This window comes from Desulfuromonas acetexigens (assembly GCF_900111775.1).
In the GTDB taxonomy this organism is placed as follows: Bacteria; Desulfobacterota; Desulfuromonadia; order Desulfuromonadales; family Trichloromonadaceae; genus Trichloromonas; species Trichloromonas acetexigens.
Genome location: NZ_FOJJ01000002.1, coordinates 1 through 24,953, shown reverse-complemented (window position 1 = coordinate 24,953; position 24,953 = coordinate 1). Strand labels below are relative to the sequence as shown.

Annotated in this window: 19 protein-coding genes; 13 read left to right on the top strand and 6 right to left on the bottom strand. The window is 63.6% G+C overall.

Translation table 11 applies throughout. The annotated features are described in order from the left end of the window. Nucleotides 1–14: 14 nt before the first annotated feature. The 6 genes from xseB to BQ4888_RS02920 all read left to right on the top strand — a co-directional run bounded on the left by xseB (nucleotide 15) and on the right by BQ4888_RS02920 (nucleotide 6,613). Nucleotides 15–242 carry an exodeoxyribonuclease VII small subunit gene (xseB, locus tag BQ4888_RS02945; protein WP_092053522.1) on the top strand — a complete coding sequence of 76 codons (228 nt, stop codon included), beginning with the start codon at nucleotides 15–17 and terminating at the stop codon, nucleotides 240–242. A 14-nt stretch (nucleotides 243–256) separates the two neighbouring features. After that, nucleotides 257–1,147 carry a polyprenyl synthetase family protein gene (locus BQ4888_RS02940; protein WP_092053519.1) on the top strand — a complete coding sequence of 297 codons (891 nt, stop codon included), beginning with the start codon at nucleotides 257–259 and terminating at the stop codon, nucleotides 1,145–1,147. 36 nt (nucleotides 1,148–1,183) lie between these two features. After that, nucleotides 1,184–3,100, top strand: a complete 1,917-nt coding sequence (gene dxs, locus BQ4888_RS02935) for a 1-deoxy-D-xylulose-5-phosphate synthase (protein WP_092053517.1) — start codon at nucleotides 1,184–1,186, stop codon at nucleotides 3,098–3,100. Between the two features lie 51 nt (nucleotides 3,101–3,151). After that, on the top strand, nucleotides 3,152–4,009 hold the full coding sequence (locus tag BQ4888_RS02930; protein ID WP_092053514.1) for an HDOD domain-containing protein: 858 nt from the start codon (nucleotides 3,152–3,154) through the stop codon (nucleotides 4,007–4,009). Continuing rightward, on the top strand, nucleotides 4,009–5,190 hold the full coding sequence (locus BQ4888_RS02925; RefSeq protein ID WP_092053511.1) for a sensor domain-containing diguanylate cyclase: 1,182 nt from the start codon (nucleotides 4,009–4,011) through the stop codon (nucleotides 5,188–5,190). Before BQ4888_RS02930 ends, BQ4888_RS02925 begins: the two co-directional genes overlap by 1 nt. A 139-nt stretch (nucleotides 5,191–5,329) precedes the next feature. After that, the gene (locus tag BQ4888_RS02920) at nucleotides 5,330–6,613 is read left to right on the top strand and encodes an acetate kinase (protein ID WP_092053509.1); all 1,284 of its coding nucleotides are present in this window, start codon (nucleotides 5,330–5,332) and stop codon (nucleotides 6,611–6,613) included. 107 nt (nucleotides 6,614–6,720) lie between these two features. Here BQ4888_RS02920 and BQ4888_RS02915 read toward each other — a convergent pair whose 3' ends face one another. The 3 genes from BQ4888_RS02915 to ccsA form a co-directional block, all read right to left on the bottom strand. Beyond that, on the bottom strand, nucleotides 6,721–9,654 hold the full coding sequence (locus tag BQ4888_RS02915) for a DUF4388 domain-containing protein (RefSeq protein WP_240746392.1): 2,934 nt from the start codon (nucleotides 9,652–9,654) through the stop codon (nucleotides 6,721–6,723). 128 nt (nucleotides 9,655–9,782) lie between these two features. After that, nucleotides 9,783–10,826: a cytochrome c biogenesis ResB family protein gene (locus BQ4888_RS02910; protein WP_092053505.1), complete on the bottom strand. Its 1,044-nt coding sequence runs from the start codon at nucleotides 10,824–10,826 to the stop codon at nucleotides 9,783–9,785. A gap of 12 nt (nucleotides 10,827–10,838) precedes the next feature. Continuing rightward, nucleotides 10,839–11,639: a cytochrome c biogenesis protein CcsA gene (gene ccsA, locus BQ4888_RS02905; protein WP_092053502.1), complete on the bottom strand. Its 801-nt coding sequence runs from the start codon at nucleotides 11,637–11,639 to the stop codon at nucleotides 10,839–10,841. A gap of 183 nt (nucleotides 11,640–11,822) precedes the next feature. On the opposite strand from ccsA, the gene BQ4888_RS02900 reads away from it, so the two are divergent. Genes BQ4888_RS02900 through BQ4888_RS02885 form a run of 4 tightly spaced genes read left to right on the top strand, consistent with a single transcriptional unit; the run spans nucleotide 11,823 to nucleotide 15,382 of the window. After that, on the top strand, nucleotides 11,823–12,602 hold the full coding sequence (locus tag BQ4888_RS02900; protein WP_205748040.1) for a 6-carboxyhexanoate--CoA ligase: 780 nt from the start codon (nucleotides 11,823–11,825) through the stop codon (nucleotides 12,600–12,602). Between the two features lie 4 nt (nucleotides 12,603–12,606). Further along, the gene (bioF, locus tag BQ4888_RS02895) at nucleotides 12,607–13,782 is read left to right on the top strand and encodes an 8-amino-7-oxononanoate synthase (RefSeq protein WP_092053498.1); all 1,176 of its coding nucleotides are present in this window, start codon (nucleotides 12,607–12,609) and stop codon (nucleotides 13,780–13,782) included. Then, nucleotides 13,779–14,576, top strand: a complete 798-nt coding sequence (locus tag BQ4888_RS02890; RefSeq protein ID WP_092053495.1) for an alpha/beta fold hydrolase — start codon at nucleotides 13,779–13,781, stop codon at nucleotides 14,574–14,576. The genes bioF and BQ4888_RS02890 overlap by 4 nt, the downstream gene beginning before the upstream one ends. Then, nucleotides 14,555–15,382, top strand: coding sequence for a methyltransferase domain-containing protein (locus BQ4888_RS02885; RefSeq protein ID WP_240746384.1), 828 nt, complete (start codon nucleotides 14,555–14,557; stop codon nucleotides 15,380–15,382). The genes BQ4888_RS02890 and BQ4888_RS02885 overlap by 22 nt, the downstream gene beginning before the upstream one ends. Before the next feature lie 101 nt (nucleotides 15,383–15,483). Here the strand turns inward: BQ4888_RS02885 and BQ4888_RS02880 are convergent, their stop codons facing one another. Next, the gene (locus tag BQ4888_RS02880; protein ID WP_092053488.1) at nucleotides 15,484–15,789 is read right to left on the bottom strand and encodes an ArsR/SmtB family transcription factor; all 306 of its coding nucleotides are present in this window, start codon (nucleotides 15,787–15,789) and stop codon (nucleotides 15,484–15,486) included. A 465-nt stretch (nucleotides 15,790–16,254) separates the two neighbouring features. Further along, entirely contained in the window at nucleotides 16,255–17,907 is a 1,653-nt protein-coding gene (pgm, locus tag BQ4888_RS02875) for a phosphoglucomutase (alpha-D-glucose-1,6-bisphosphate-dependent) (protein WP_092053485.1), read from the bottom strand. A gap of 246 nt (nucleotides 17,908–18,153) precedes the next feature. Between pgm and BQ4888_RS02870 the strand changes: the two genes are divergently transcribed. The 3 genes from BQ4888_RS02870 (at nucleotide 18,154) to BQ4888_RS02860 (ending at nucleotide 22,270) form a co-directional block, all read left to right on the top strand. Next, nucleotides 18,154–19,227 (top strand): GTP pyrophosphokinase, encoded by a 1,074-nt coding sequence (locus tag BQ4888_RS02870; RefSeq protein ID WP_092053482.1) that lies wholly within the window; start codon nucleotides 18,154–18,156, stop codon nucleotides 19,225–19,227. An 88-nt stretch (nucleotides 19,228–19,315) separates the two neighbouring features. Beyond that, nucleotides 19,316–20,791 carry a sensor histidine kinase gene (locus BQ4888_RS17460; protein ID WP_092053479.1) on the top strand — a complete coding sequence of 492 codons (1,476 nt, stop codon included), beginning with the start codon at nucleotides 19,316–19,318 and terminating at the stop codon, nucleotides 20,789–20,791. Nucleotides 20,792–20,926: 135 nt separating this feature from the next. Further along, a complete protein-coding gene (locus tag BQ4888_RS02860) occupies nucleotides 20,927–22,270 on the top strand; it encodes a sigma-54-dependent transcriptional regulator (protein WP_092053476.1) in 1,344 nt (447 codons plus the stop codon). Between the two features lie 8 nt (nucleotides 22,271–22,278). Here BQ4888_RS02860 and BQ4888_RS02855 read toward each other — a convergent pair whose 3' ends face one another. Then, nucleotides 22,279–23,202, bottom strand: a complete 924-nt coding sequence (locus BQ4888_RS02855; RefSeq protein ID WP_092053473.1) for an Ig domain-containing protein — start codon at nucleotides 23,200–23,202, stop codon at nucleotides 22,279–22,281. Between the last annotated feature and the right edge of the window lie 1,751 nt (nucleotides 23,203–24,953).

The window sequence follows — 24,953 nt, the reverse complement described above, 5'->3', positions numbered from 1 at the left end:
CGCAAGGAGTCGGGATGGCCAAAAAAACGAGTTTCGAAGGGGCACTCAAGGCCCTGCAAACAGCGGTCGAAAGTCTGGAGCAGGAGGATCTCAGCCTGGAGGCCTCCCTCTCCCTTTTCGAGGACGGGGTGAAGAACGCGGCGCTCTGCCGTCGGTTGCTCGACGAGGTCGAACTCAAGGTCGAACAGCTGACTCGGAGCGAGGACGGCGGCTTCGCCAAACACCCCTTTCCCCAGGATTGACGCCGGAGTTACGGATGGATTTGCACAGCTATCTCGATGAGCGGATCGCTCTGGTCGAACAGGCGCTGGACCGTTATCTTCCCGATGCGGCGACTTTGCCCGGGCGGCTGCACGAAGCCATGCGCTACTCGATTTTCGCCGGTGGCAAACGCATTCGGCCGGTGCTGGCTCTGGCCGCCTGCGAGGCGGTGGGCGCGCCAACCGAGCGGGCGTTGCCGGTGGCCTGCGCCCTGGAAATGATCCATACCTATTCGCTGATTCATGACGACCTGCCGGCCATGGACGATGATGATCTGCGCCGGGGGCGGCCGACCAATCACAAGGTCTTCGGTGAGGCGACGGCGATTCTCGCCGGCGACGCCCTGCTGACTCAGGCCTTTGTCCTGCTTTCCGATCCGGACTTCTGTTCGGGTCTGTCCCCCGCGACCCTCCCCCGCATCATCCATCTCGTCGCCCGCTGTTCCGGGTCGATGGGGATGGTCGGTGGCCAGGTGGTCGATATGGAATCGGAAGGGCAAACCGTCGATTTTCCCGTTCTCGAATATATCCACACCCATAAGACCGGGGCGTTGATCCTGGCCTCGGTTCAGGCTGGGGGGCTGGTCGGCGCCGCCGACGACAGCGCCATGCAGGCCCTGAGCGGTTATGCCGGTGCTGCTGGTCTGGCCTTCCAGATCGCCGACGATATTCTCGATGTGGTCGGCGAAAGCGCGGCCCTGGGTAAGGGGGTCGGTGGGGATCAGGCGCGGGGGAAGATCACCTATCCTGCCCTGCTGGGGCTGAACGAAGCGCGCGCGCGAGCCCGGGAACTCAAGGAACGGGCCATCGAATATCTGGCGCCTCTGGGCGCCCCCGCTGAGCCTCTGCGGGAAATCGCCCGCTATATTGTCGATCGCGGCTGCTGACAACCGGGTCGCGCTTGCGGAGAAAAGGCTGTGCAAATGAATCTGGAAAAGATCAATAACTATCCCCCCGCCATCAAGGATCTCTCCCTCACGGAACTCAAGGACCTGGCTGAAGAGTTGCGTGAGCGGATTGTCGCCACGACATCCGTCAATGGCGGGCACCTGGCCAGCTCCCTGGGGGTGGTGGAACTGACCATCGCCCTGCACCGGGTGCTCGATACGCCGACGGACAAGATCGTCTGGGATGTGGGGCATCAGGCCTATGCCCACAAGCTGCTGACCGGCCGTCTCGACCGTTTCTCCACCCTGCGCCGGCTGGACGGCATCAGCGGTTTTCCCAAGCGCAGCGAAAGCCCTTACGACGCTTTCGGCGTCGGGCACAGCAGCACCTCGATCTCGGCGGCGCTCGGCATGGCGGCGGCCCGCGACGCCCGCGGGGGACGGGAAAAGGTGGTGGCGATCATCGGCGACGGTTCGCTGACCTCGGGGCTGGCCTTCGAAGGGCTGAACCAGGCTGGCGATCTGAAGAAGGATATGGTCGTCATTCTCAACGACAACGAAATGTCCATTTCCCCCAATGTCGGGGCGCTGGCCTCCTTCCTCAGCCGCAAGATGACCTCCGACCTCTTCGTGCGCATGAAGAAAGACGCCAAGTCCATCCTCTCGGGCATGCCCCATTTCGGCAAGGATCTGCTCAATCTGGCCCGTCGCGCCGAGGATTCCTTGAAGGGCTTTTTCACCCCCGGGATGCTTTTCGAGGCCTTCGGCTTCGACTACGTCGGCCCGGTGGACGGCCATCAGCTCGAAGATCTCATGGAGACCCTGGAGAATGTTTCCCGGCTCAAAGGCCCGGTGCTGCTCCATGTCCTCACCAAAAAGGGGAAGGGCTATGCTCCGGCCGAGGAGAATCCGGCGCTTTTCCATGGCATCGGTCCCTTTGACCGTCAGACCGGGCAGGTCAAAAGCAGCGCCGGTGGCCCTCCCAGTTATACCGAGGTCTTCGGTGCGAGCCTCATTGCCCTGGCCGAAGCCGATCCCCGGGTGGTGGCGATTACTGCCGCGATGCCCGAGGGGACCGGACTGATCGAATTCTCCAAACGCTTTCCCGAACGGTTCTTCGACGTTGGCATCGCCGAACAGCACGCCGTGACCTTTGCTGCCGGACTGGCGGCGAACGGACTGCGTCCCACCGTCGCCCTCTATTCGACCTTTCTGCAGCGGGCCTACGACAATGTGCTGCACGATGTCTGCCTGCAGAACCTGCCGGTGACCTTTGCTCTCGACCGGGGCGGACTGGTCGGCGCTGACGGTCCGACCCATCACGGGGTCTTCGATCTCTCCTTTCTGCGTCACATCCCCAATCTGGCGGTCATGGCCCCCCGGGATGAAATCGAACTGCGCCGCGCCATTCGCACCTCCCTGGTCGCAGAAGGTCCCTTCGCCTACCGCTATCCTCGGGGGGCGGCGCTGGGGCTGCCCATTCCCGAGGTCATCGAGCCGCTGGAAATCGGCCGGGGGGAGAAGTTGCGCGAGGGGACAGACGGCACTTTTTTGGCGCTTGGCGTTGGGGTGGCAGCGGCGCTGGAAGCCGCCGAGCGTTTGCAGGAGGAGGGACTCTCCCTGGCCGTGGTCGATGCCCGTTTTGTCAAGCCCCTTGACAGCGAACTGATCCTCGCCGAAGCCCGTGCCACCGGGCTGTTGCTGACCGTCGAGGAGAACGCCCTGCAGGGCGGTTTCGGTTCGGCGGTGTTGGAACTGCTCGCCGATCAGGGCGCAAGCCCCCGCGTGCTCCGTTTCGGGGTGCCCGACCGCTTTGTCGAACAGGGGACCCAGGATGAGTTGCGTCAACGTATCGGTATCGATGCGGCAAGCCTGGTGGCGCAGGTGCGCGAACATTTCGCTCAGGGAGCTTCAGCGCAAAACTCTCGTATTACCTTGGCGACCGGTGTTTGACCGGTCGCTTTCATTCCATTTCATGCTTTTAGTTCTTCGGAGGAGGTTGGTTTGAATCAGGACTCCCGATCCAGGCTCTTTCGCTTGCAGGATCTCGCCCCCCCGTCCCCCATGGCGAAGGAGATCCTCGCCGTGCTCGCCGACGATCAGGCGGATCTCGAAGAGGTCGCCGCCATCGTCGAGACCTATCCGGAATTGACGACCCGCATCCTGCGCTGTGCCAATTCCGCCTACTACGGTCATCGGGGGAAGATCCAGTCGGTGGCCGAAGCCATCATCCGGGTGCTCGGACTCTCCATGGCCAAGGCCCTGGCCCTCTCCCTCGCTCTCGAAAGCTCCTTGCGGGTCCAGTCCTGCCCGGGATTCAGGGAAGAGCGCCACTGGTATCTTTCCGTTGTCACCGCCCACCTGGCCCGGGCCTTGACGCCGCTCCATCGCGGGACGCCCTCTCCCTCGCCGGGGGCGGCCTATGCCGCCGGGCTACTGCACAATCTCGGGACGCGCGCCCTGGTTGCGCTCTATCCCGAAGAGATGAATCGGGTTTTCACCAGCGAGGAGGCCGACCCGCACGCCTTGACGCAGCAACTGCTCGGTGTCGATGCCGAACAGGCCGGCACCCTTTTGGCGCGGCGCTGGGGGCTACCCGAACCGCTGTGCGAGGCGATCGGACGCTGTCGCTCCCCTCTGGCGGTCCTGCGCGATAACCCCCTGGCCGAGCTCGTTGCGGTCGCGGTTCGACTTGCCGAGACGTCCCTGGACCATGAGGGTCTGCCCCCCTTTCCGGAGCCCGTGGGAACCCACTGGGGCCGGCGCGAGGAAATCGATCAGGTGATCGCCGAGGTGATCCAGCGGGCCGAGGAATTTCGCAACATGGCCCGGACCCTGACCCGGCATGGAGTTGATGCCTGATGACACTCCCCCTCAATAAAACTTTTCAGGAGATGACGGCCGTTTTCGATGAGCTGTTGTCCTCCCTTTCCACCCTCCAGGGGCTGGGTTCCCTCGATCTTGGCCAGTGCGGCGAAGGACAGCTCCTGCAGGAGGCGCTTGTTTCCCTGGTAGAAAATTATGGTGTCGAGCGCTGCGCCCTCTTCTTTGTCGAGGCCGGAAGCGAACGCCCCGTCGCCGCCGTGGCCTGGTGCAACGGCACCCTGAAAATCTGTTCCGAGGGGGGAAATGCCTGCTGCGACGAGGTTCCTCCCCTCGAGGCCGCCTTTGTCGAGCAGGTGGTTCGCTCCGGCGAGGTTTGCCTTTGTGATGACTGTCTGGCCGATGACGCACTCAACCCCCTGGTGAAGGAGGGCTCCCCCCGCAGTTTGCTTGGTTCCCCCCTGGTGGTGGGCGGAGAGCGGGTCGGCGTTTTGCTCCTTGCGGCCTTCGAACCCCAGCGGTTCGGCGCCTGGCAACAGCGTTTCATCCCCCTCTTTGCGCTCTTTCTCGGGCAGGCGATGATGTCGAGCCGGCTCTTGCATAATCTGGAAAAACAGGTTCGGGAACGAACCCGTCAGTTGGAGAATGTGTTGCGGGAAACCCAAGAGCTGAAAGAGCGTTATCAGTCCCTGGCCATGGTCGATGCCCTGACCGGCTTGTACAATCGGCGGTTTTTCTTCTCCGAAGGGGCCCTGCTGGTGGCTCGGGCCCTACGTTATCGGCATACGGCGACCTTCGTGATTATTGACCTCGACTTTTTCAAGCGGGTCAATGATCGTTATGGCCATGGAATGGGGGATCAGGTTCTCAAGGATGTGGCCGATACCCTGCGCAACCGGTTGCGGGAGACGGACATTCTCGCGCGGATTGGTGGTGAGGAGTTTGCGGTGATCCTCCCGGAGACCGGTATTGACGGCGCGACCGAACTCACCGAACGCTTGCGTAAATCGATTCGCGACCTGGTCTGGACCGCGAAGGGGGAGGATTTCGGGATCACCTTCAGCGCGGGCTTGGCGGCTTTGCCGGTCCCCTCGGAGCATCCCGAGCAGCAAGATCTCGGTCACTCCGATATGCTGGAGCAGCTCTTTTCCCAGGCGGACAAGGCTCTTTACGAAGCCAAGGCGCAAGGAGGGGATCGGCTGAAGGTCGGCGCTTTATAACGTTTGTGTTAAAAAATGTATTATGTTATTTTCGGTTTCCTATGGAAACCGGATATGGCTGCCCGCCGCGCCGCGCCGCTCTGCCGGAAGCCGTCGCCGTGAGCCGATCACCTGCCTTGCCTTGCTTCGGGATTTTCGCATGAAGATACTTTCGTTGAATTGCTGGGGTCGTTCCGTCAACTATCATCTGCTGGATTGGCGGAAAAAAGTCATCCTCGCCCGCGGCACCGTCGAGCGCGTGGTGGTTGGCGACGGATCGGTCAGTCATGAAGTGACCGGCCGGGGGATCTGGCAGATCCCCGTCGATTGTCCCGATCACGCCAGTGCCATTGAAGTGATTCTGCGTACCCTGACCTCGGCGGATTTCGGCGTACTCGATTCCGTTGCCGAGATCGCCGCGGTCGGTCACCGGGTGGCGCACGGCGGCGAACGGTTCACCTGCTCGGTCCTCATCGACGATGAAGTCGTGGCCGCCATCCGCTCCGTGGAACATCTGGCTCCCCTGCACAACGGCCCCAACCTCGCCGGCATCGACGCCACCCGCCGGCTACTTCCCAAGATCCCTCAGGCGGCGATCTTCGACACCGCCTTCCATCAGGGGATGCCCCCCAAAGCCTACGTCTATCCCTTGCCCCATGAATGGTATGAAAAGCATGGCGTGCGCCGCTATGGCTTTCACGGCGCCTCCCATCTCTTCATGGCCAAGCGTGGCGCGGTGCTGCTCGGCAAACCGGCCAACGCCGTCAACCTGATCACGGTGCATCTGGGCAAGGGGGTTTCCCTCTGCGCCATCCGCAACGGCCGTTCCGTCGATACCAGCATGGGCATGACCCCCCTCGAAGGGCCCGCTATGGGCTCCCGTTGCGGTGATATTGACGCGGGGATTTTCCCTTATATCATGCAGGCGGAGCAGCTCGCCCCCAAGGACTACACATCGATCCTCAACCAGAAGAGCGGTTTAGCGGGGATTGCCGGGGGGACGGGAGAACGGCGGGAAATCCTGGAAGGGGCTGCCGCCGGCGATCTTCGCTGTCAGTTGGCCCAGGAGATCGAAGGTTACCGCTTACGCAAATACATCGGCGCCTACTTTGCCGCCCTCGGTCGCGTCGACGCGCTGATTTTTACCTCCAACTACAGCGATGTGGGCTGGTCGGTGCGCGAGAAGGCCCTGGCTGGGCTGGAGTTTCTTGGCATCGATCTGGATCGGGAGCAAAACCGCCAGGCGGATCGGGATGAGGGAGAAACCCTGATCACCCGACCGGACTCCCGGCTTCCGGTCTACGCGATTCCGGTCGCCGATGGACTGGTCTTTGCCGAGGACGTGGCCGCCATCCTCAACGGCGGCTGTCGCGATCATATGGAAAACGACTATTCCTTTGGGCAGGAGGATTTCGTCATGCCCTGGCGGGAACGGGAAGTCTAGTTTTTTCTGAGGTCGAACTCCGGAAACAAAGAAAAACCCGGAAGCGGGGGGATTTCCCCAGGCTCCCGGGTTTTTTAGGTTCGCGTGAAAGACTGGCGTGGCCTTTTTTACTCGTCCTGATTGATCTGCAAAATCCTGCCCTTGATCATCGCCGCGAGGAAGCGGCAGACTTCGAGCTCGAAAATTCCCGATTTCTGGCAGATCTCCCGCACCGTGTGCCGGCCATCCACCAGGGAGAGAATATTTTCCTGGCTGGCGGGCATGCGCGCGTGCTGCAATTTGGCCCGGCCATTTCCTTTGAAATCGATCCGCGTTTCCAGCGACGGGATCGTCCGCCGCAGGCCTTTCCATTCGTCGACCTGCAAGGCCGCCTTGCGCAGCAGGTCGTTCACGTCGATCCCCAGGTCTTCATGGGGCGGGACGTTGTTCTTCGTCGCCACGTATTCGAAGCGGCCATGGGGGGTGAAGAGCCAGGAAAAGAGGATCTCTTCGGCCTGGATATGGAGGGTGTCGCGCAAATCCCCTTCAGTCAGGGGGGAGGTTTCCAAAAGGATTTCCCCGATGCGCCGGTGGGGTTGCAGCGAGCAGATTTCCGTGGCGCGCTCCAGTTGCTGGGGAGTAATCAGATCGCGACGCAGCAGCAGGTCGCCGAGCTTGTGCATGAGAAAGGCCGTGGGCGAGCCGTCCGTCGGGTGGAACGAGTGAACGGCAGCGATATGTCCACGATGGAAGTGCAGGTGTTTTTCGTCGACGGCCGTCAATACCCTGAGCCGACCGGGCTTGCGCTGGCCGGAAATGAGCTTCAGCAGGGCCGGGGCCTGTGTCCCCCCCAGTTCCCCCTGGATGCTCAGGCTCGGGCGTTTGGCTGCTGAACGGGGGCGGGAGACGGCCGCCTTCGGGCGCGGCATTTCGGTCGGCGTCACTGCCGCCGCCGCTGCGACCGTTTCCGGACCGTGGAAAAAATTCAGATAGCTGGGGGTTTCCACCATCGGAATCTCTCCCCCTTGCGGCTCGGAGCAGAACTCATGGGATTCCGGGATGTCGCTGAAGGTCGGCAGGGCGGTAGACTCTCCGCCGAATTCGTCGGCAAGGTCGACTTTCAAGAAACCGTCCGGCAGGGGCGAAGAGGATCCACCCTCACCCCCCGCAGTGTTTTCCCAGGTTGGGAGGGGGTCCGTCTCGACCGGCTCTTGCGCCCAGGGGTCTTCCGGATTGACCACCGGCAGAGGGATATCCGTGGCGTCGGACTCTTCTTCAAAAGGAAAGGGGGGAAGCGTTTCCGCGACATCGGCGGAGGCTTCCGGTTCTTCGACGCTTGTCTGTTGGAGTTCTTCCGGTGCCGCTTCCGGGCTGTCCCAGGGGAAGGAGGTCTCTTCAAGGGGCAGGGCGCCAGGAATCTCGGACTCCGCCTCATTTTCCCCGGCGAACGCGAAGGGAGCCTCCGGCAACGGTTCTTCGGCAAAGACCTGATCCGCCGGCTCTTCGGTCTTTTCGAGCCAGGGGAACTCCTCGCTTTTCTCCGGTTCCGTCGGCTCCTCCGGCGGGAGGATCGCAAGCCCTTCGGGATCTTCGTCATAACCGAGATCATCGGGGAGGTCATCGGCCGCCGAGCCGTTTTCCACTCTGTTGGTCATCAACTCTTCCGCCTCGGTTTCATTCTCCTGTCCCCAGGAAAGTACCTGCTCCGGTTCCGCTTCAGGGTTCACGGCGTCCGTCGTCGGAATGGAGCTTTCACTTTCGATGCTTTCGGCGGGAGAGACTTCGGGAAAAAACGGTTCAAAAGGAGATTCCTCTTCCGTGTCCGCTTCTGCGATGAGGGCGGCCAGATTCGAAAAACTGGATGCTTTCACCTCTTGTTGTGGCGCCGCTTCTTCATCGACGGGGGGAAGTTGGTCCTCAATGGGAAGCGGTGCGACAGCGACGTCATCGAGTGCTGCCTCTTTCAATATCGATGCGCCCGGGGATGGCCGCTCGCCATAAAGTTGTTCCTTGACCCGGGCAGCGGTGATGATCGAGTCGCCCGCGGCGAGAGGCGTTTTGCCGGTGTAAATCGGTTCCTGGGGGGCAGCCCGGCGCCGCCGTTGGAAGAGGAGCAAGCCCAGCCCGGTCGCGGCGAGAGCGGCGGCCAGGGTGAGGAGGAGACCTTTCAGGCCGAACAGGGAAGGCGCGGGTTTTGCGTCGACCGGTGCGGGAGCAGGTGCGGGAGTTTGGGCGGTTTGCTGTTGTACGGCGGTGCTCGGTGTGGGGGCCACCTCAGGTTCCGGCTTGGTCGGATCCGTTTCGGCGGTCGCCGTCGGTTCCGCACCGACCGGGGGAGTCGCTTCGACAGCCGGGGCTGGTGTCGCGGCTGTCGGTGCGGACGCCGGGGCCGAGACCGGGCTTGGTGCCGGAGAAACACCGGCCGACTCTGAGGTTTTCCCATCAGTTGCTGTGGGAACTGACGCTGGCAGGGTCTTCGCGGTCGATTTTGGTTTAGTCGCCGTCGGCTTGGGCGCCACTTTGCTTTGGGCCGCCTTCGCCTTCCTTGCTGGGGTGGCTTTGACCGCCTTAGCGGCACGCTGCGGTTTTGTTTTCGTCGCGGCGACTTTCGGTTGGGCGGGCGGCACGGGAGCCGGTTGGAAAATCCGCCGTACCTGCGGGTCTGCGGAGAGGCGGTTGATCGTTGTCTGCAGCCGGGGCACCAGGCGGCGGTTGGTCCCCTGGCGGAGGACGAAGGAGTCGAGCGAGCCGAAGGCGCCGCTGCCGGAGAGGAGAATAAATTCCCCGGCGGATTGCCGCTTCACGTAATCCCGGGACAGACTTGCGATATCGACCAGTTGGTAACGGTTCAGCCAGGCATGCAGGGTCGCTTCGTCCCGGAAGAGGCGCACATCCACCTCCTCCCCCAATTGATTCTCCAGGGCGGCGGCGAATTGCCGGGCCTGGGCATCGTCGCGGATCAGTCCCCCCTCGCGCGGCACCGCGCCGAAAGTCAGGGCCGACCAGGCGGAAAGAGGGAACAGGGCGACGAGAAGGAGCGAGATGAAGAGGTTTCGAATCATGATCACCGGCGAGGACCCTTGAATTACATTAAATTAGTGAGAAAAACATTCATAATTGTTTTGATGATAACAGCTATGCGCTGAAAAACTCAAGGGAAAACCCATTCTTTCCGAGGCTTTTCGGGCTCTCAGAGGAGCGGCCGGTCCCCTCGGGAGCGTTTGTAGTAAAAAGAACCGATCGCCAGCAGAATTCCCAGGGTCATCACCAATGCGCCGGCAAAGGCCAAGGCAAGACCGGGATCATAGTGGATGGCGAGGATGCTCACCGGTTGTTGGAGGGGGGCCAGCGGGCGCAGGTCGAGGCCGATGCGAGTCAGAGCGGAGGGGAGGCCTTCGCGTAGGGCATAGCGGACGTGCTCTGACGGCTGGCCGGGATAGCGGATTTCGCCAAAAAAGACCGGCTCGAACAGACCGCCGCCGCTTCCTCGCCGCGCGCCGTTAGGGCGATAGTCGAGGATGTGCAGCTCGCCGCCGTCCGGCAAGGCGATCCGGCTGCCGGCCCGCAGCTCCACCGTGCCAAGGCTGCCGGTGAAGCGGAAACCGTCGTTGCGCTGGTCGAAGGAAACCCCGAGAACGGTCAGGCCTTTCCAGATCAGGGGGTGATTGGCACGCACGGCTTGTTCCGCCACGACCGTCTCCCCTCGCAGCAGACTCAAGGAGCTGCGCACATCCATGGGCCGGCCGCTTGGTCCGAGTACCGGTTCGACCCCATGCAGGCGCAGGTAGTAACCGGGCAGGCGCGGCACTGGCCGGGTTTCGCCGACGGCGATCGTTTCCCCGGCGACGCGGAAACCGGCCAGACTCCCCCAGAGATAGGCGGCGAGCAGCAGGACGAAGCCGAGGTGGATGAGATATTCGCCGCTCTTGCGCCAGCGCCCGCGCAGATGGACGAGCCAGTCGGTGACACAGCAGGCGGTGTTCAGCCCCAACAACAGCAGCAGCACGCCGTAGAGGTGAATCCACCAGGTCACGCCCGGATACTGTCGGCCCTGGTGGGCCAGCCATTCGCCGAGGTTGACGCTGTCCATGTTGGCGAAGATCCAGGGGCGGGAAGGCATCAGCAAAGAGCCGCCGAAGGCGGTCAGGGTCGCCAGGGTTGCCAGGACGATAGCGAGCTTGAGGGAACAGCAGAGCTTCCAGAAATCTTTGAGCAGAGGGCGGAATCGGGACATGGTGATTTTCGCTCAGTCGAGGGGATGGTTGCTGCTCATGAGCAGACCGATTCCCAGGTAGGTGAAGAGAACCAGGGCGAAGCCGAGGATGGAGAGGCCGGCATAGCCTGTCCCCTGCCAGCGTCGGACGAATTTGGCATGGCACATCCCGGCGTAGAAGAGCCAGACGAGGAAGGACCAGAGCCCCTTGATGTTCCAGGAAAAATAGTAGCCCCAGGCGACCTGGGCCCAGATGCCGCCGAAGAGCATGCACAGGCTGAAAAGGGTGAAACCGAGAAAGATCGCCTCCTCGTTGAGTCGGCGCAACAGGGCAAGGTCGGGCAAAAGCGCCGTGGCGAGACGGCGTTGAACGAGATAAAGGACGCCAAGGGAGAAGGCCATGGCGAAGAAGGCATAGCCAAGGAAGGAAAAGGCGATGTGCAGGGTGAAGAGCGGGGTGTCGAGGGCCGGGATCAGCGGTTTGAGGGCGCTGTCGCGGGGGAGGGCGGTGCCGAGCAGAAGCAGGTTGAGTAGCATGACGAAGAGCCCGGCGGCGTGAATCCGGTAGCGCAGCTCAAAATAGAGGTAGACGGCCGCCAGCGCCCAGCTGAAGAAAAAGAGGGTGGAAAAGAGGTTGGTCACCGGCAGGTATCCGGCCAGATACCAGCGCAGCCCGAGGCAGAGGCTGTGCAGCAGAAAGCCGAGCCCGACCAGAGCGAAGGCGCCGCGCCAGAGGAGCGGACGGCGGATCAGGGCGTGGAGCAGATAGAGATTGACGGAGAGCAGGTAGCAGAGGAAGGCTCCCCAGAGGAGGATCTGAGCGAATTCGGTCATGGTCAGCACGTCACTATAGGGTTGTCGGAGCAGGCGCGAAGGGTGTCCAGCGCAGTTTTCGGCACGCTATCACAAAGTTGATGGAACTGCCAAGAATGGATGGTTAACCAAGGCGGCGTCTTTCGTTGACAAGGCGCTTTCCCCCGTGCTAATTCTGCCGTCATGGATGAGTCCCTTTACAGTGTGCGTATGCATTCCCGCCGCGAAAATCGGCATCTTTCCGGCGCCGAGCGCCTGGTCGGTCCCGCCGATTTGGAGACGGCGGCGGCGGCTCTGGTGCTCCGTGCCCTGGAGCATCCCCGGGGGCGGGCCGAGGAAATCCGCCTGGCCGTCGATCTGGTGCCGCCGTCGGCGATCCGCCGTGGCCGCCTCCTCGATCTGCGCACTTACCGGGTGCGGAACTACCAACAGGGGCGGCGGGCGGCGCGGCGTCTGCTCCTTGATGTCGGCGTCGCCGAGGCGGCAGTGACTTCGGCCATGGACTGGATCGCCCAAGGGGCCGCGCCCGATGGCCGGGCTATGCGCGGCGCCATGCTCATCGATGCCGAAAGCGGTGCGCGCCTCGAAGACGATCCCGCTCGCGGCGTGCGCGCCAGTCGCATGGATTTGACCGCGACCGCCGAGGCCGAACTGCGGGCGCGTCTCGGTGAACAGGGTCTCGACAACCCCCACGTGCGCGAGGCGTTGGTGCTGGCGAGCAAGGTGCTGGCCGTGCCGGAGGTGCTGGCTGAACTCTGCTGGTCCGACGATCCCGATTATACGGCCGGTTACGTGGCGAGCCGCGAGTTGGGTTATGTCCGTTTCCCCCAGCTCAAACCTTTGGGGGAAGAGCGCGGCGGACGGGCCTTTTTTGTTTGTGGTGCCGGGCTTGACCAGGCGGGCCTCATCGCTTTTCTCGAATATGCCGTGCTCCTCTTTGATCGCATCGGAACGATCGGTGGCGCGGAAGACTGGCGGGACTAAAACCATGCGCAAACTGCAAAAGGAACTGGAGGCCCTGCGCGAGCAGGGGATGCTGCGGACCCTCAAGACCGTTGCCGGTCCCCAGGGGCCGCGGGTGATTGTCGACGGCCGCGAGGTGCTGCTCCTCTGCTCCAACAACTACCTGGGGCTGGCCGGGCATCCGGCGTTGATCGAGGCGAGCTGCGACGCAACCAGTCGTTTTGGAGTCGGCAGCGGCGCCAGCCGCCTGGTCTCAGGGACGATGGAGCTGCACGAACAGCTGGAAGCGCGCATCGCCGATTTCAAGGGGACGGAAGGGGCGTTGGTCTTCAACTCGGGCTACGCCGCCAATACCGGCATCCTGCAAGGTCTGGCCGGGCCCGGTGACCTGATCTTCTCCGATGCCCTCAACCATGCCTCGATCATCGACGGCTGCCGCCTTTCCGGCGCGCGGGTGGTCGTCTATCCCCACCGCGACATGGCCGCCCTGGAAGAGTTGCTGCAGGCCGAGGCATCCCGACGCCACGGCCGTTGGTTGATCGTCAGCGACGGCGTCTTCAGCATGGACGGCGATCTGGCGCCGCTGCCCGAGCTGGTCGCCCTCAAGGAGCGTTACGAAGCGCTGCTGATGGTCGACGACGCCCACGGCGGCGGGGTGCTCGGCGCGAGCGGGCGCGGCAGTGCCGAACGGTTCGGCTGTCTCGACCGCATCGATCTGCACATGGGCACCCTGGGCAAGGCCTTCGGCTGCTTCGGCGCCTACCTCGCCGCCCGGCGGGAGGTGATCGATACCCTCATCAACCGCTCCCGTTCCTTCATCTTCTCCACCAGCCTGCCGCCGGGGGTGCTGGGGGCGGCTCTGGCCGCCTTTGATATTGTCGACAGCGCGGAAGGGGCGGCCCGACGGGCCGCTTTGGAAAACAACCGGCAAATTTTCGTCGAGGGGCTGCGCCGGGGCGGGCTCGACCTGGGCGAGAGCGTCACTCAGATCGTGCCGATTGTCACGGGCGAGCCCCAACCGACCATGGAAGCAGCCCGGCGGCTGCTCGATAGGGGCATCTTTCTCCAGGGGATTCGCCCGCCCACCGTCCCCGTCGGCCAATGCCGGTTGCGCGCCACTCTCATGGCCGATCACCGGCCCGAGGAGGTGGCGGCCGCCGCCGAAATGATCGTGCGCATTCTTGCGGAGCTCCCCCGATGAACGAATTCCGCCTCGCCGATGGGCGCCGCCTGGCCTGGCGGGAAGCAGGGGCGGGACCGCCTCTGCTGCTCTTGCATGGCTGGTGCTTCTCCTCCCTGGTTTTCGCCGAGGCGCTCACTGCCTTCTCCACCGACTATCGAGTGCTCGCCCCCGATCTGCCCGGGCACGGCGCCAGTGACCCCGCCACCGATGACGGCTTCGCCGCCCTGGCGACGGATCTGCGGGAGTGGCTCGCGGCTTTGGCTCTCGACCGTATCCGCCTGCTCGGCTGGTCCCTGGGCGGGCAGGTGGCGTTGGAGTTGGCCGCTGCGCTGCCGCCGGAACAGGTCGAACGGCTGCTGCTGGTCGCCGTGACGCCGCGTTTCTTTGCCGCCGCCGACTGGCCGCACGGCCTGCCCGAGGGACAGGTGCGGGCGCTGGAACGCCAGCTGCGTCGCGATTATCCGGCCGCCCTCAAGGATTTTCGCGAGCGGATGCTGGCCGGGGAAGAACTCCCCTCGGCCCGCCGTCAGCGTATCGCCGCCCTGATCGCTCCGCCGCCGGTGCCCGCCGACGCTCTGGCGGCCCTCGCTGCCCTGCGGCAGGAGGATCAACGCGGGCGCCTCGCCGCCCTCGACTGTCCGACCCTGGTGCAGCACGGTGAACTGGATACCATCACCTTGCCCGGCGCCGCTCGCACCCTCGCCGAAGAGATTCCCGGGGCGCGCCTGGATCTCTTGCCGGGGATCGCCCACGCCCCCTTCCTCAGCCGGCCCGACGAGGTCTTTGCCCAATGGCGAACCTTTCTCGCATGAAGCGTCCCTCTATCGATCAGCGGCGGGTGCGTCGGCACTTCTCCGGCCATGCCGAAGAATACGAGCGTTATGCCCAGGTGCAGAAGCGGGTAGTGGCCGGGTTGCTGGAACGGCTGGTCTGCCTCGGGCCCTTCTCCGGTCCGATCCTTGAAGTCGGTGCCGGTACCGGCGCCCTCGCCCGGCGCATCGCCGAAGGCTATCCCCATCTGCCTCTGGTCGTCACCGATCTAGCCCACGGCATGACCTGTCAGGCGGCGGCACAACTACCCGGTGCCTCGGCCCTGGATGCCGACGCCGCCTGTCTGCCTTTTGTCGACCGCTCCTTCGGGCTGATGCTCTCGGCTTCCATGTATCAGTGGATCGTCGATCTCCCCGCCGCCTTCGCCGAAAGTGCGCGGGTGCTCAAACCCGACGGCCACTTCGTCTTCGCCCTCTTCGGCGCCCGCACCCTGTGCGAACTGCGTTCCTCCCATCGCCGGGCGCAGGCCGAGATCGACGGTGGCCGTCCCTCCCACACCCAGGAGTTTCCCTCCCGGGAGGAGGTCGCGGAGGCGCTGCGGCTGGCTGGTTTTGTCGGGATTTCGGTGGAGAGCGTCGATGAGCGGGAGCACCATCCCGACGTCCCCGACCTGTTGCGCGCCCTGAAAAAGATCGGGGCCCAGAACGCCAGTCGCTCGGGTCCGGCCGGTCTCGCCTCGCGCCGGGTCATGGAACGGATGATGGAACTCTATCGGCGGGAACACGGTCGGGAGGGGATGATTCCGGCGACCTACGAAGTGATTTACGGTATGGCTCGCCGCCCTTGAGCGGAAAGAAACGACAACGGGCGCCGTCGCGAAAGCGGGGCGCCCGTAGTAATTTTTGGGGATTGCAAAGGGTTAAACGGGAGTTTTGCCTGAGGGAATGGTCAGCGGCAGGACATGCATTCGAAGAGGGCGCCGACGATCTTACGGGCTTCTTCGCAGACCACCTGGTAGTAGACTTCCACCCCTTCCCGGCGCCCCTCGATAATCCCTTTGTTTTTCAGCAGGGCGAGATGCTGGGAGACGGTGGCCTGGGGTAGTTCGAGACATTCCCAGATCTTTTTCACATTGCAGGACTGGGACATCAGTCCGGCGACGATTTTCAGGCGCACCGGATGGCCCAATACCTTGAGGATTTCCGCCTCGCGGTCGAAACTTAACGTCTTATCGAATTCCACAGCTGCTTCCATTGGCAACCTCCCCCCTGCTCGCACAGGCGTCCCTTCGGAAATAATGAATGGCGTCGCAAAAACTCGCCAACTGCTGCGTTGCCGCCATCGTCTCGCGGGTTCGACGTGCCTGGGCACGCCTCATTGCTCAACAATGGCGCGCCTTGCATTTGGCGCTTTTTGCTTAGCCATCCAGCGAGATGCTTTTTGTGGAAGCATCAATAACCAAATATATGAATTTGGATTATGCGCCTTTGCCGCGGGCGCTGTCAATAAATTTCATGAGGATAAAAAGTCTCGCGCCCTCGGATAGTTAGTCAGAAGTACGCTGGCTACTCATTCAGCTTTTTTGCCCCCACCCACCCCTCCCCCGCTGGGGGAGGGCAAAGAGTTCTCCACCCGGAGGGGGGAGGAAGGAGGGGGGCTGCTTGAATAGGCATATCCCAAGTTAGTTAACCCGGGGGCGCAAGGCTTTGAGCGGATCTTTCAGACGCCGGCGGCGGTGAAGGCGGCGCTGACGATGGCCTGGGCCTCCTGCTGAATCTGTTTCAGATGCTCGGCCCCTTTGAAGGATTCGGCGTAGATCTTGTAGATCTCCTCCGTCCCCGAAGGGCGGGCGGCGAACCAGCCGTTTTCGGTGACGACCTTGAGGCCGCCGATCTCGGCGCCGTTGGCCGGAGCGCGGGTGAGCTTGGCGGTGATCGGCTCGCCGGCCAGGGTCGCGGCGCTGATCATCTCCGGCGAGAGTTTTTCCAGCACCGCCTTTTGCGCGGAAGTGGCTACGGCGTCGATGCGGTCGTAGACCGGCGCGCCGAAGCGGGCGGTCAGTTCCTGATAGTGCTGCGCCGGATCGCGACCGGTGACGGCGGTGATCTCGGCGGCCAGCAGGGCGAGGATGAAGCCGTCCTTGTCCGTCGTCCAAACCGTGCCGTCCCGGCGCAGGAAGGAAGCGCCGGCGCTCTCCTCGCCGCCGAAGCCGTAGGAGCCGTCGACCAGGCCGTCGACGAACCACTTGAAGCCGACCGGTACCTCGGCCAGGGGGCGCCCCAGGGATGCCGCCACCCGGTCGATCATCGACGAGGAGACCAACGTCTTGCCCACCGCCGCATCCTTGCGCCAACCGGCGCGGTTGGCGAAAAGATAGTTGATCGCCACCGCCAGGTAGTGGTTGGGGTTCATCAACCCCGCCGAGGGAGTGACGATGCCGTGGCGGTCGAAATCGGGATCGTTGCCGAAGGCGATGTCGTACTTGTCCTTGAGCTGGATCAGCCCGGCCATGGCGCTGGCGGAGGAGCAGTCCATGCGGATCTTGCCGTCCTTATCGACGCTCATGAAGCTGAAGGTCGGGTCGGGATGGCCGTTGATGAGCTCGATGTTCAGCCCGTATTTCTCGGCGATGGGCCGCCAGAAACCGAGCCCCGAGCCACCGAGGGCGTCGGCGGCGATGCGCAGCCCGGCCTTGGCGATGGCCTCCATGTCGATGACGTTGGCCAGATCGGCCACATAGGGGGTGACGTAATCGTGCATTTGCGTCGTCGGCGCGGCTAGTGCCTCAACCAGCGCAAACCGCTTGACCCCGCGCAGGGCGTCGCGCAGATAGCCGTTGGCGCGGTCGGCGATCCAACCGGTGACGTCGGTGTCGGCCGGGCCGCCGTTGGGCGGGTTGTACTTGATGCCGCCGTTGTCCGGCGGGTTGTGCGAAGGGGTGATGACGATGCCGTCGGCCTGATCCGCCTGAGAGCCGCGATTGTAGGCCAAGATGGCGTGGGAGATGACCGGCGTCGGCGTGTAGCCGAAATCCTTGGCGACGCGCGTCTCGACGCCGTTGCCGGCGAGCACTTCCAGGGCGCCGGCGTGAGCCGGTTCGGAGAGGGCGTGGGTGTCCATGCCGAGAAAGAGCGGCCCGGAAATCCCCGCCTGCTTGCGGTAGTCGCAGATCGCCTGGACAATGGCGAGAATGTGCCATTCGTTGAAGGTCTGTTTCGTCGCCGCGCCGCGATGCCCCGAAGTGCCGAAGGCGACGAGCTGAGCGGGATCGTTCGGGTCGGGGCGGCGGGTGTAGTAGTCGCTGATCAGACGGGGGATGTTGGGGAGCAGGCTTTTCGGGGCCGGTTGTCCGGCCAGGGGATGCAGGGCCATGAATCGAGTCTCCTCGGCGAAGGCGAAGAGGACGGCTTCCGTCCTCGGGAATAAGGCCAAAAGGGGATGAAACCCTTGGAACTTAGCAGTTATTAAATTTCTGTCAAGGCGCGGGATGAATTCATCCCTAACTGTCGCCGCCGGACAATTCATGAGTTACAATAATAAGCGTCGGCACGATCCAAACCGGCGCGCGACCCGCTTCCGCGGTCGTCGCGACCATCCTCCAAACAGCAGGAGCCGCCCTTGGCCTCTCTCGATTTTGAACTGGAAAAACGTACTTTTTACAAATTTTACGACAGCAATCGGGCCCGCCTGAACAGCGTCAAGAACGGCTATATGCGGATGATCTCCCAGCTGCTCAAGGCGGCGGAGGTCGGCGAGGTGACGGCCGTCGAAGGGCGGGTCAAGGATCGGGAAGAGTGCGTCAAAAAATTTCACCGCAAATACCAGAGTAAGCTGGAAGCCGCCGGGCAGCCCTATGAAATCAGGAACTATCTGACCGATCTCATCGGCATCCGCATCATCTGCCCCTACGAAGACCAGATCGTTCCCGTCGCCGAAGTGCTCAAGCGGCATTTCCGCATTATCGACGTGACCGACAAGATTTCGGCCCTGGAAAGCACCGAGGATTCCTTCGGCTACAAAGGGTTGCACATGGACCTGGCCTTGCCCGAAGCGCGGGCAGCCCTGCCCAAGTTCGCCGCCTATGCCGATCTGCCCTTCGAGGTGCAGATCCGCTCCCTGATTCAGGATGCCTGGAGTGTCCTCGATCACAAGATCAAATACAAAAAATCGATCCCCAATGAGCTCAAACGCCGGATCAACGTTCTCTCCGCCCTCTTTGAACTGGCGGACCGGGAATTTAAAGAGATCCGCAATGCCACCGAAGAACTGATCCAGAAAGCCCGGGTCGAACCGATCGGCGAACCGACGGGGAGTAACGGCGGTGGCGCGGGAGAGACGGCCGGAGCGGCCAGTGAAAAGACCGCGAACGCCTTCAACTTTATGCGCATCGCCCGGCATTTCTTTCGCGATTTCGAATTCGAGGATTTCAAGGTCGACGGCTTTGTCGAGGATATCCTCAAACTCGACCGCGATTTCAAAAAGTCCGATCTGCATCGAAGTCTGATTGAACATCTGAAGACCGTTCGCGACTACCGCGAGGCGTATCTCGCCGAAAGCGCCGAGCGGACCTTCAGCCCCTACACCTCGATCCGGCACTGCCTCTATCTCTACAATCGGGAAACCTTCGCCCGGATTCTCTCCCCAGGGGCGCGAGAGCGTTTCGAGGCCTGGTTGCGGCGGGCTGAGGGGTGACCGGCGCCGTCCGCCAAGCCTGTTGTATTGTCGCGGCGAAGTCCTTAGAATGACAAGGTAGCTTTGTTGTGGGGGAGGGGAGTCCAAGGTGTCCAGAAGTGTCGGCTTGCGTACTGAAATACTCGTCAATCTGGCGATTCTGCTCGGAGCGGCGCTGCTCTTCGTCGGTTTTCTGCTGCTCAAGCTGACCGAGAAGGAACTCGTATCCCAGCGCGTCGCCGGGGCGCGGGCGACGGTGGAGGTGCTCGGCCGCTCCCTCAGTGCCGGGGATGACGCGCCCGATGCGCGGGCGGCGCGGGCGCGGGCGGCGCGGGCGCGGGCGGCGCGGGCGCGGGCGGCGCTCATGCCGCTGGTCCATCCCGCCGGGCTGGTCGACTGGACCCTGTGCGACGCCGCCGGCCTCCCTCTGGCGAGTTACGGCGGCGACTCCGCCCTCCATCGCGACCCGCCGCCATCCCTCGACGAGGCTCGTGTCACCGTCGATTATTCCTCCAACTGGCTGGCGGCCGACAGCGAGCACCCAGGCAGCCTGACCCTGGATGTCCCCTTGCTGCGCAACGGGGAACGCCTTGGCGTGCTGCACGCGCGCTTTTCCCTCGCCGACATCGGCGGGCGCATCGCCGAAGCCCGCCGTCTGGTCTTCTTCTACGTCGCCGCCTATGGCGCCATCCTCATCCTCTTCGGTCTCTACCTGCTCGGGCGCAACGTCGTCCGCCCCATCGGCCGTCTGCGCTCCCTCACCGCCGAAGTCGCCAGCGGCAACCTGCAGGCGACCCTCGCCGTCGAAGGCCCCCGAGAAATCGCCGAACTGACCGCCTCCTTCAATCATATGATTGCCTCGCTGCGCCGGACCCGCGACGAACTCATCCGCTCCGAAAAGATGGCTTCCGTCGGCCATCTGGCGGCGGGGATGGCCCATGAGATCGGCAATCCCCTGGGTGCCGTCGTCGGCTATCTCGAACTGCTCAAGGGGGATTTGACCGACCCCGCGCAGCGGGATCTTGCCGAGCGCTCCCTGGCCGAAACCGGACGCATCGACCGCCTGGTCCGCGAACTGCTCGACTTCGCCAAGCCCGCCGCCGAAGTCCGTGAAGCCTTCGATCCCGTCGCTCTCGGGCGCGAGGTGCTCGACCTGCTCCGGCATCAGGGGGTCTTCGATCAGCGCCGCCTTTTCGACGAACTCCCCGAGCAGCTCCCCGGCATTCACATGGACCCCCACCGCCTGCAGCAGGTGCTGGTGAATCTGCTCCTCAACGCCCGCGATGCCACCACGGTGGGGGGTGCCATCCGCCTTTCCGGCGCCGTGGAAGGGGAGTGGGTCCGGCTCGCGGTCAAGGACAGCGGCATCGGCCTGAGCGAAGAGGTCCGTGCCCATCTCTTCGACCCCTTCTACACCACCAAAGCCACCGGCCGCGGCCTCGGCCTGGCCATCTGCCAACGCATCGTCGAAGATGCCGACGGCCGCATCGAGGTGATTTCGACGCCGGGGTTGGGGAGTGAGTTTCGGGTATGGTTGAGGAACGAGGGACGAGGAGCGAGGAGCGAGGTGAGGGGTGAGGGGTGAGGGGTGAGGGGTGAGGGGTGAGGGGTGAGGCGTAGGGGAGCAGCATGCTGCGCCCTTACAACCGAAAACCGACATGCCAGGTAGGGGCGATTCATGAATCGCCCGATCTTTTTGTTCACGGGGCAAGGAAAACCCATGAAACCGATTCTGATCATCGATGACGAAGGGCCGATGCGGCATATGTTACGGCTGGTGCTGGAGAAGCAGGGCTATGCCGTGGTCGAGGCCGAGAATGGCGCGGCGGCGTTGATGGTTATCGCGGAGCGGGAGTGCCTGCTCGCCCTCTGCGACATCCGCATGCCGGATATGGACGGTCTCGCCTTTCTCCGTGCCCTGCGCGAGAAAGGCATCCATCTCACGGTGATCATGATGAGCGCCTACGGCTCCGTCGATACCGCCCTGGAGTGCATGAAGCAGGGGGCCTACGACTACATCTCCAAACCGTTCAAGCCCGACGAAGTGGTGCTGGCGGTGAAGAAGGCCGAGGAGCGCCTCGGCCTGCAACAGGAAAACGCCCGCCTCAAACAGGCCCTCGCCGGGGAACGGCGCGGGCGCGAGCCGATTTACGCGAGCGAGGCGATGGCGGCGGTCATGGCCCGGGTCGCGACCCTGGCTGCCGTGACCTCGCCGGTTCTCATCACCGGCGAGACCGGCACCGGCAAGGAACTCGTCGCCCGCGCCCTGCACGAAGGCGGGCCGCGCCGCGAGGCTCCTTTCGTCGCGGTGAATTGCAGTGCCATCGCCGCCGGGCTGCTCGAAAGCGAACTCTTCGGCCACGCCAAGGGTGCCTTCACCGGCGCCGACCGCGACCGCCAGGGACTCTTCGGCGCCGCTCACGGCGGCACGCTCTTTCTCGACGAAATCGGCGAACTGCCGGCGGAGCTGCAACCGAAGTTGCTGCGGGTGTTGCAGGAAGGGGAGGTATTGCGGGTTGGCGACAGCAAGCCGCGCAAGGTCGATGTCCGCGTCCTCGCCGCCACCGCCCGGAACCTGCGGGAAGAAGTGGCCGCCGGACGGTTTCGCGAGGATCTCTATTTTCGCCTGGCGGTGGTCGATGTCCACATCCCGCCCCTGCGCGAGCGCAAGAAGGATATCGCCCTCCTCGCCGAGCACTTTCTCGCCGCCGCCGCCCGCCGCGAAGGCCGCTCTCTGCCGCGCCTCACCGCCGACGCCGTTGCCGCCCTCGAAAACTACGGCTGGCCCGGCAACGTCCGCGAACTGGAAAATCTCATGGAAAAGACCCTGATCTTCTGCCGGGGGGAATGGGTCGATCAGGTCGCGCTCCCCTGGGAAGTCCGCCGCCGCGAACGGGATCGGGACGAGGATTATTCCCTCAAGCAGGCCGTGGCGCGACTTGAAAAGGAATACATCCGCAAGGCCCTGGCCGCCACCAACGGCAACCAGACAAAAGCGGCCCGCCTGCTGGAAATCAGCCTGCGGGCCCTGGTTTACAAAGTGAAGGAGATGGGGGAGGAGTGAAAAGGGGTTTATCGCTCCGGGGATGCAAGGGTTATGGTAAATGTTTGCGTGATTTTGCCGCCATCGGGGTCTTCGGCAGTGATTTTGATTGGATAGGTTCCCGGTGTCGCCTCCGTTAAGGTCCAGCGGATTTGTCCGACTTCGTCGATGCTCATGCCGGCGGGTGCTTCATCTAACCGGTAAATGAGTTCGTCGCCGTCGGGATCGACTGCTTGAATTTGATAAATATATTGTGAATCGGTAAACCCCGCCGGGGGGGAAGAGACAATGTGCGGAGGTGTGTTGGGGATAGTCAAAGTCCGGCTGATAAGGCTGTTCCCTTCGTCGAAGCCGTCGAAAGGGGTGACTTCGACCTGAATTCGATCCCCCTTGCGGTAACGGTCGGCGGCCAGAGTTTCCGAGGTGGAAAAGGGGTCTTCCTCGTCGTTGATCAGCCACCGATAACGTAATTCAACCTCGTCCCCTTCGCTGTCGGTGGTTACTGCCACGATTCGGATACCTTCCCTCTGTTGGAACGCCTCCATATTGGCCGAAACTTCCAGAATGCGCGGGGGGGTGTTGCTGATCGTGACCTCGGCCCGAATTTCTGTTCCTGCAAGATACGCTTCGACCAGATCGTCTCGCCGCAAATTGGCATCACACAGGCTGTTCCCCCGCTGTTCCGGCAACTCCACCCCGTTGACCCGCCACTTCAAAACCAGCGAATCTTTTTTCCCGGTAACGATTGCCTTCAGACATTCACCGCTTTTGGGCCGTTCCGGCACCAGGCGGATGTCGACGGTGTCGGCTTTCTCTGGGGGTGTAGTGGGCGGACTTACGGCCTGCTTTTCTGCCCCGGTTTTTTCGACCTGATTGGGGATAGGTTCCTGGCCGCAGGCGAAGAGCAGGGCGATCGACAGGCTGACCAGAATGCATTTAAGTCTCTTTGTCATGATTCATTTCCGGTCCCCCGGTCTGTACGCGGACATTTAAAACACTAAACGCGGACAATTAAAACACTAAACGCTTTAACGGTATTATCACCCCTAAAAATGGCCTTTTTAATCTCATAAATACCGCCTAAATTCCCACAAAATCAAGGTGGGAAATGGGTGGGAAAATCCTCCCCCTAATTTGGTCGCCTGAGCCATCCTTGCATGACCTGGCGGCGGTCCCTTTTGGCCGCCGTTCCGGTAGCTCCTGGCGGTCATTCTCCGGCCTTTTTCGACCCCTCGCAACAGCCCCGGCGGGCTTCTCTTCGTCGCCGTCCCGGCGCAACCTGGCGGCCTGGCTTCGGGCGTGATCCGCTCCATGCCTGCGGTCTGCTGAACTGGTTCCAGGCGTCAAGGCGGCCTCTCTGCGGCGGCCTGCGGGCTCCTGGCGGAGATCCCTTCACCGATCCCCCCAGGGCGGCCCGGAACCCTCGGCGGCGGGTTCTGGCGGTCATGATCCGGGGCGGCCTCTCCGGCCTGATTTTCCCCTTCGCAACAGCCCCGGCGGGCTTCTCTTCGCGGCCGTTCCGGTCAATCTGGCGGCCTGGCTGCCTCACTTCGGGCGGTCCCTTTGGCCTCTGTGCCGGTGGCCTCTGGCGGGCATTCTCCGGCCTTGTTTGGCCCGTCGCAACAGCCCGGCGGGCCTCTCTTCGCGGCCGTCCCGGCGCAACCTGGCGGCCTCGCTTCGGGCGTGATCCGCTCCGGGCCTGCGGTCTGTTGAACTGGCTCCGAAAGCCCCGGCGGGCTCCCTACTGTGGCCCCGCTTCGGGCGGTCCCCTTGGCCGCTGTGCCGGTGGCTCCTGGCGGTCATGATCCGGGGCGGCCTCTCCGGCCTGATTTTCCCCTTTGCAACAGCCCGGCGGGCCTCTCTTCGCGGCCGTCCCGGCGCAACCTGGCGGCCTCGCTTCGGGCGTGATCCGCTCCGGGCCTGCGGTCTGTTGAACTGGCTCCGAAAGCCCCGGCGGGCTCCCTACTGTGGCCCCGCTTCGGGCGGTCCCCTTGGCCGCTGTGCCGGTGGCTCCTGGCGGTCATGATCCGGGGCGGCCTCTCCGGCCTGATTTTCCCCTTCGCAACAGCCCTGCGGGCCTCTCTTCGCGGGCAACCTGGCGGCCTGGCTGCGGGCGCGATCCGTTCCGGGCCTTCGGTCTGCTGAACTGGTTCCGGGAGCTCCGGCGGCCTCTCTGCGGCGGCCTGCGGACTCCCGGCGGCGATCCCCCCAGGACGGCCCGGAACCCTCGGCGGCGGGTTCTGGCGGTCATGATCCGAGGCGGTCTCTCCGGCCTGATTTTCCCCTTCGCAACAGCCCTGCGGGCCTCTCTTCGCGGGCAACCTGGCGGCCTGGCTGCGGGCGCGTTCCGCTCCGGGCTTTCGGTCTGTTGAACTGGCTCCGAAAGCCCCGGCGGGCTCCCTACTGTGGCCCCGCTTCGGGCGGTCCCCTTGGCCGCTGTGCCGGTGGCTCCTGGCGGTCATTCTCTGGCCTTTTTCGACCCCTCGCAACAGCCCCGGCGGGCTTCTCTTCGCGGCCGTTCCGGTCAACCTGGCGGCCTGGCTGCCTCACTTCGGGCGGTCCCTTTGGCCTCTGTGCCGGTGGCCTCTGGCGGGCATTCTCCGGCCTTGTTCGGCCCGTCGCAACAGCCCGGCGGGCCTCTCTTCGCGGCCGTCCCGGCGCAACCTGGCGGCCTCGCTTCGGGCGTGATCCGCTCCGGGCCTGC

Coding starts and splice junctions, on each gene's coding strand:
- xseB (WP_092053522.1), top strand. CDS start 15: ATGGCCAAAAAAACGAGTTTCGAAGGGGCACTCAAGGCCCTGCAAACA.
- BQ4888_RS02855 (WP_092053473.1), bottom strand. CDS start 23,202: ATGACAAAGAGACTTAAATGCATTCTGGTCAGCCTGTCGATCGCCCTG.
- ccsA (WP_092053502.1), bottom strand. CDS start 11,639: ATGACCGAATTCGCTCAGATCCTCCTCTGGGGAGCCTTCCTCTGCTAC.
- dxs (WP_092053517.1), top strand. CDS start 1,184: ATGAATCTGGAAAAGATCAATAACTATCCCCCCGCCATCAAGGATCTC.
- BQ4888_RS02910 (WP_092053505.1), bottom strand. CDS start 10,826: ATGTCCCGATTCCGCCCTCTGCTCAAAGATTTCTGGAAGCTCTGCTGT.
- BQ4888_RS02925 (WP_092053511.1), top strand. CDS start 4,009: ATGACACTCCCCCTCAATAAAACTTTTCAGGAGATGACGGCCGTTTTC.
- BQ4888_RS02890 (WP_092053495.1), top strand. CDS start 13,779: ATGAACGAATTCCGCCTCGCCGATGGGCGCCGCCTGGCCTGGCGGGAA.
- BQ4888_RS02915 (WP_240746392.1), bottom strand. CDS start 9,654: ATGATTCGAAACCTCTTCATCTCGCTCCTTCTCGTCGCCCTGTTCCCT.
- BQ4888_RS02940 (WP_092053519.1), top strand. CDS start 257: ATGGATTTGCACAGCTATCTCGATGAGCGGATCGCTCTGGTCGAACAG.
- bioF (WP_092053498.1), top strand. CDS start 12,607: ATGCGCAAACTGCAAAAGGAACTGGAGGCCCTGCGCGAGCAGGGGATG.
- BQ4888_RS02920 (WP_092053509.1), top strand. CDS start 5,330: ATGAAGATACTTTCGTTGAATTGCTGGGGTCGTTCCGTCAACTATCAT.
- BQ4888_RS02885 (WP_240746384.1), top strand. CDS start 14,555: ATGGCGAACCTTTCTCGCATGAAGCGTCCCTCTATCGATCAGCGGCGG.
- BQ4888_RS02860 (WP_092053476.1), top strand. CDS start 20,927: ATGAAACCGATTCTGATCATCGATGACGAAGGGCCGATGCGGCATATG.
- BQ4888_RS02880 (WP_092053488.1), bottom strand. CDS start 15,789: ATGGAAGCAGCTGTGGAATTCGATAAGACGTTAAGTTTCGACCGCGAG.
- pgm (WP_092053485.1), bottom strand. CDS start 17,907: ATGGCCCTGCATCCCCTGGCCGGACAACCGGCCCCGAAAAGCCTGCTC.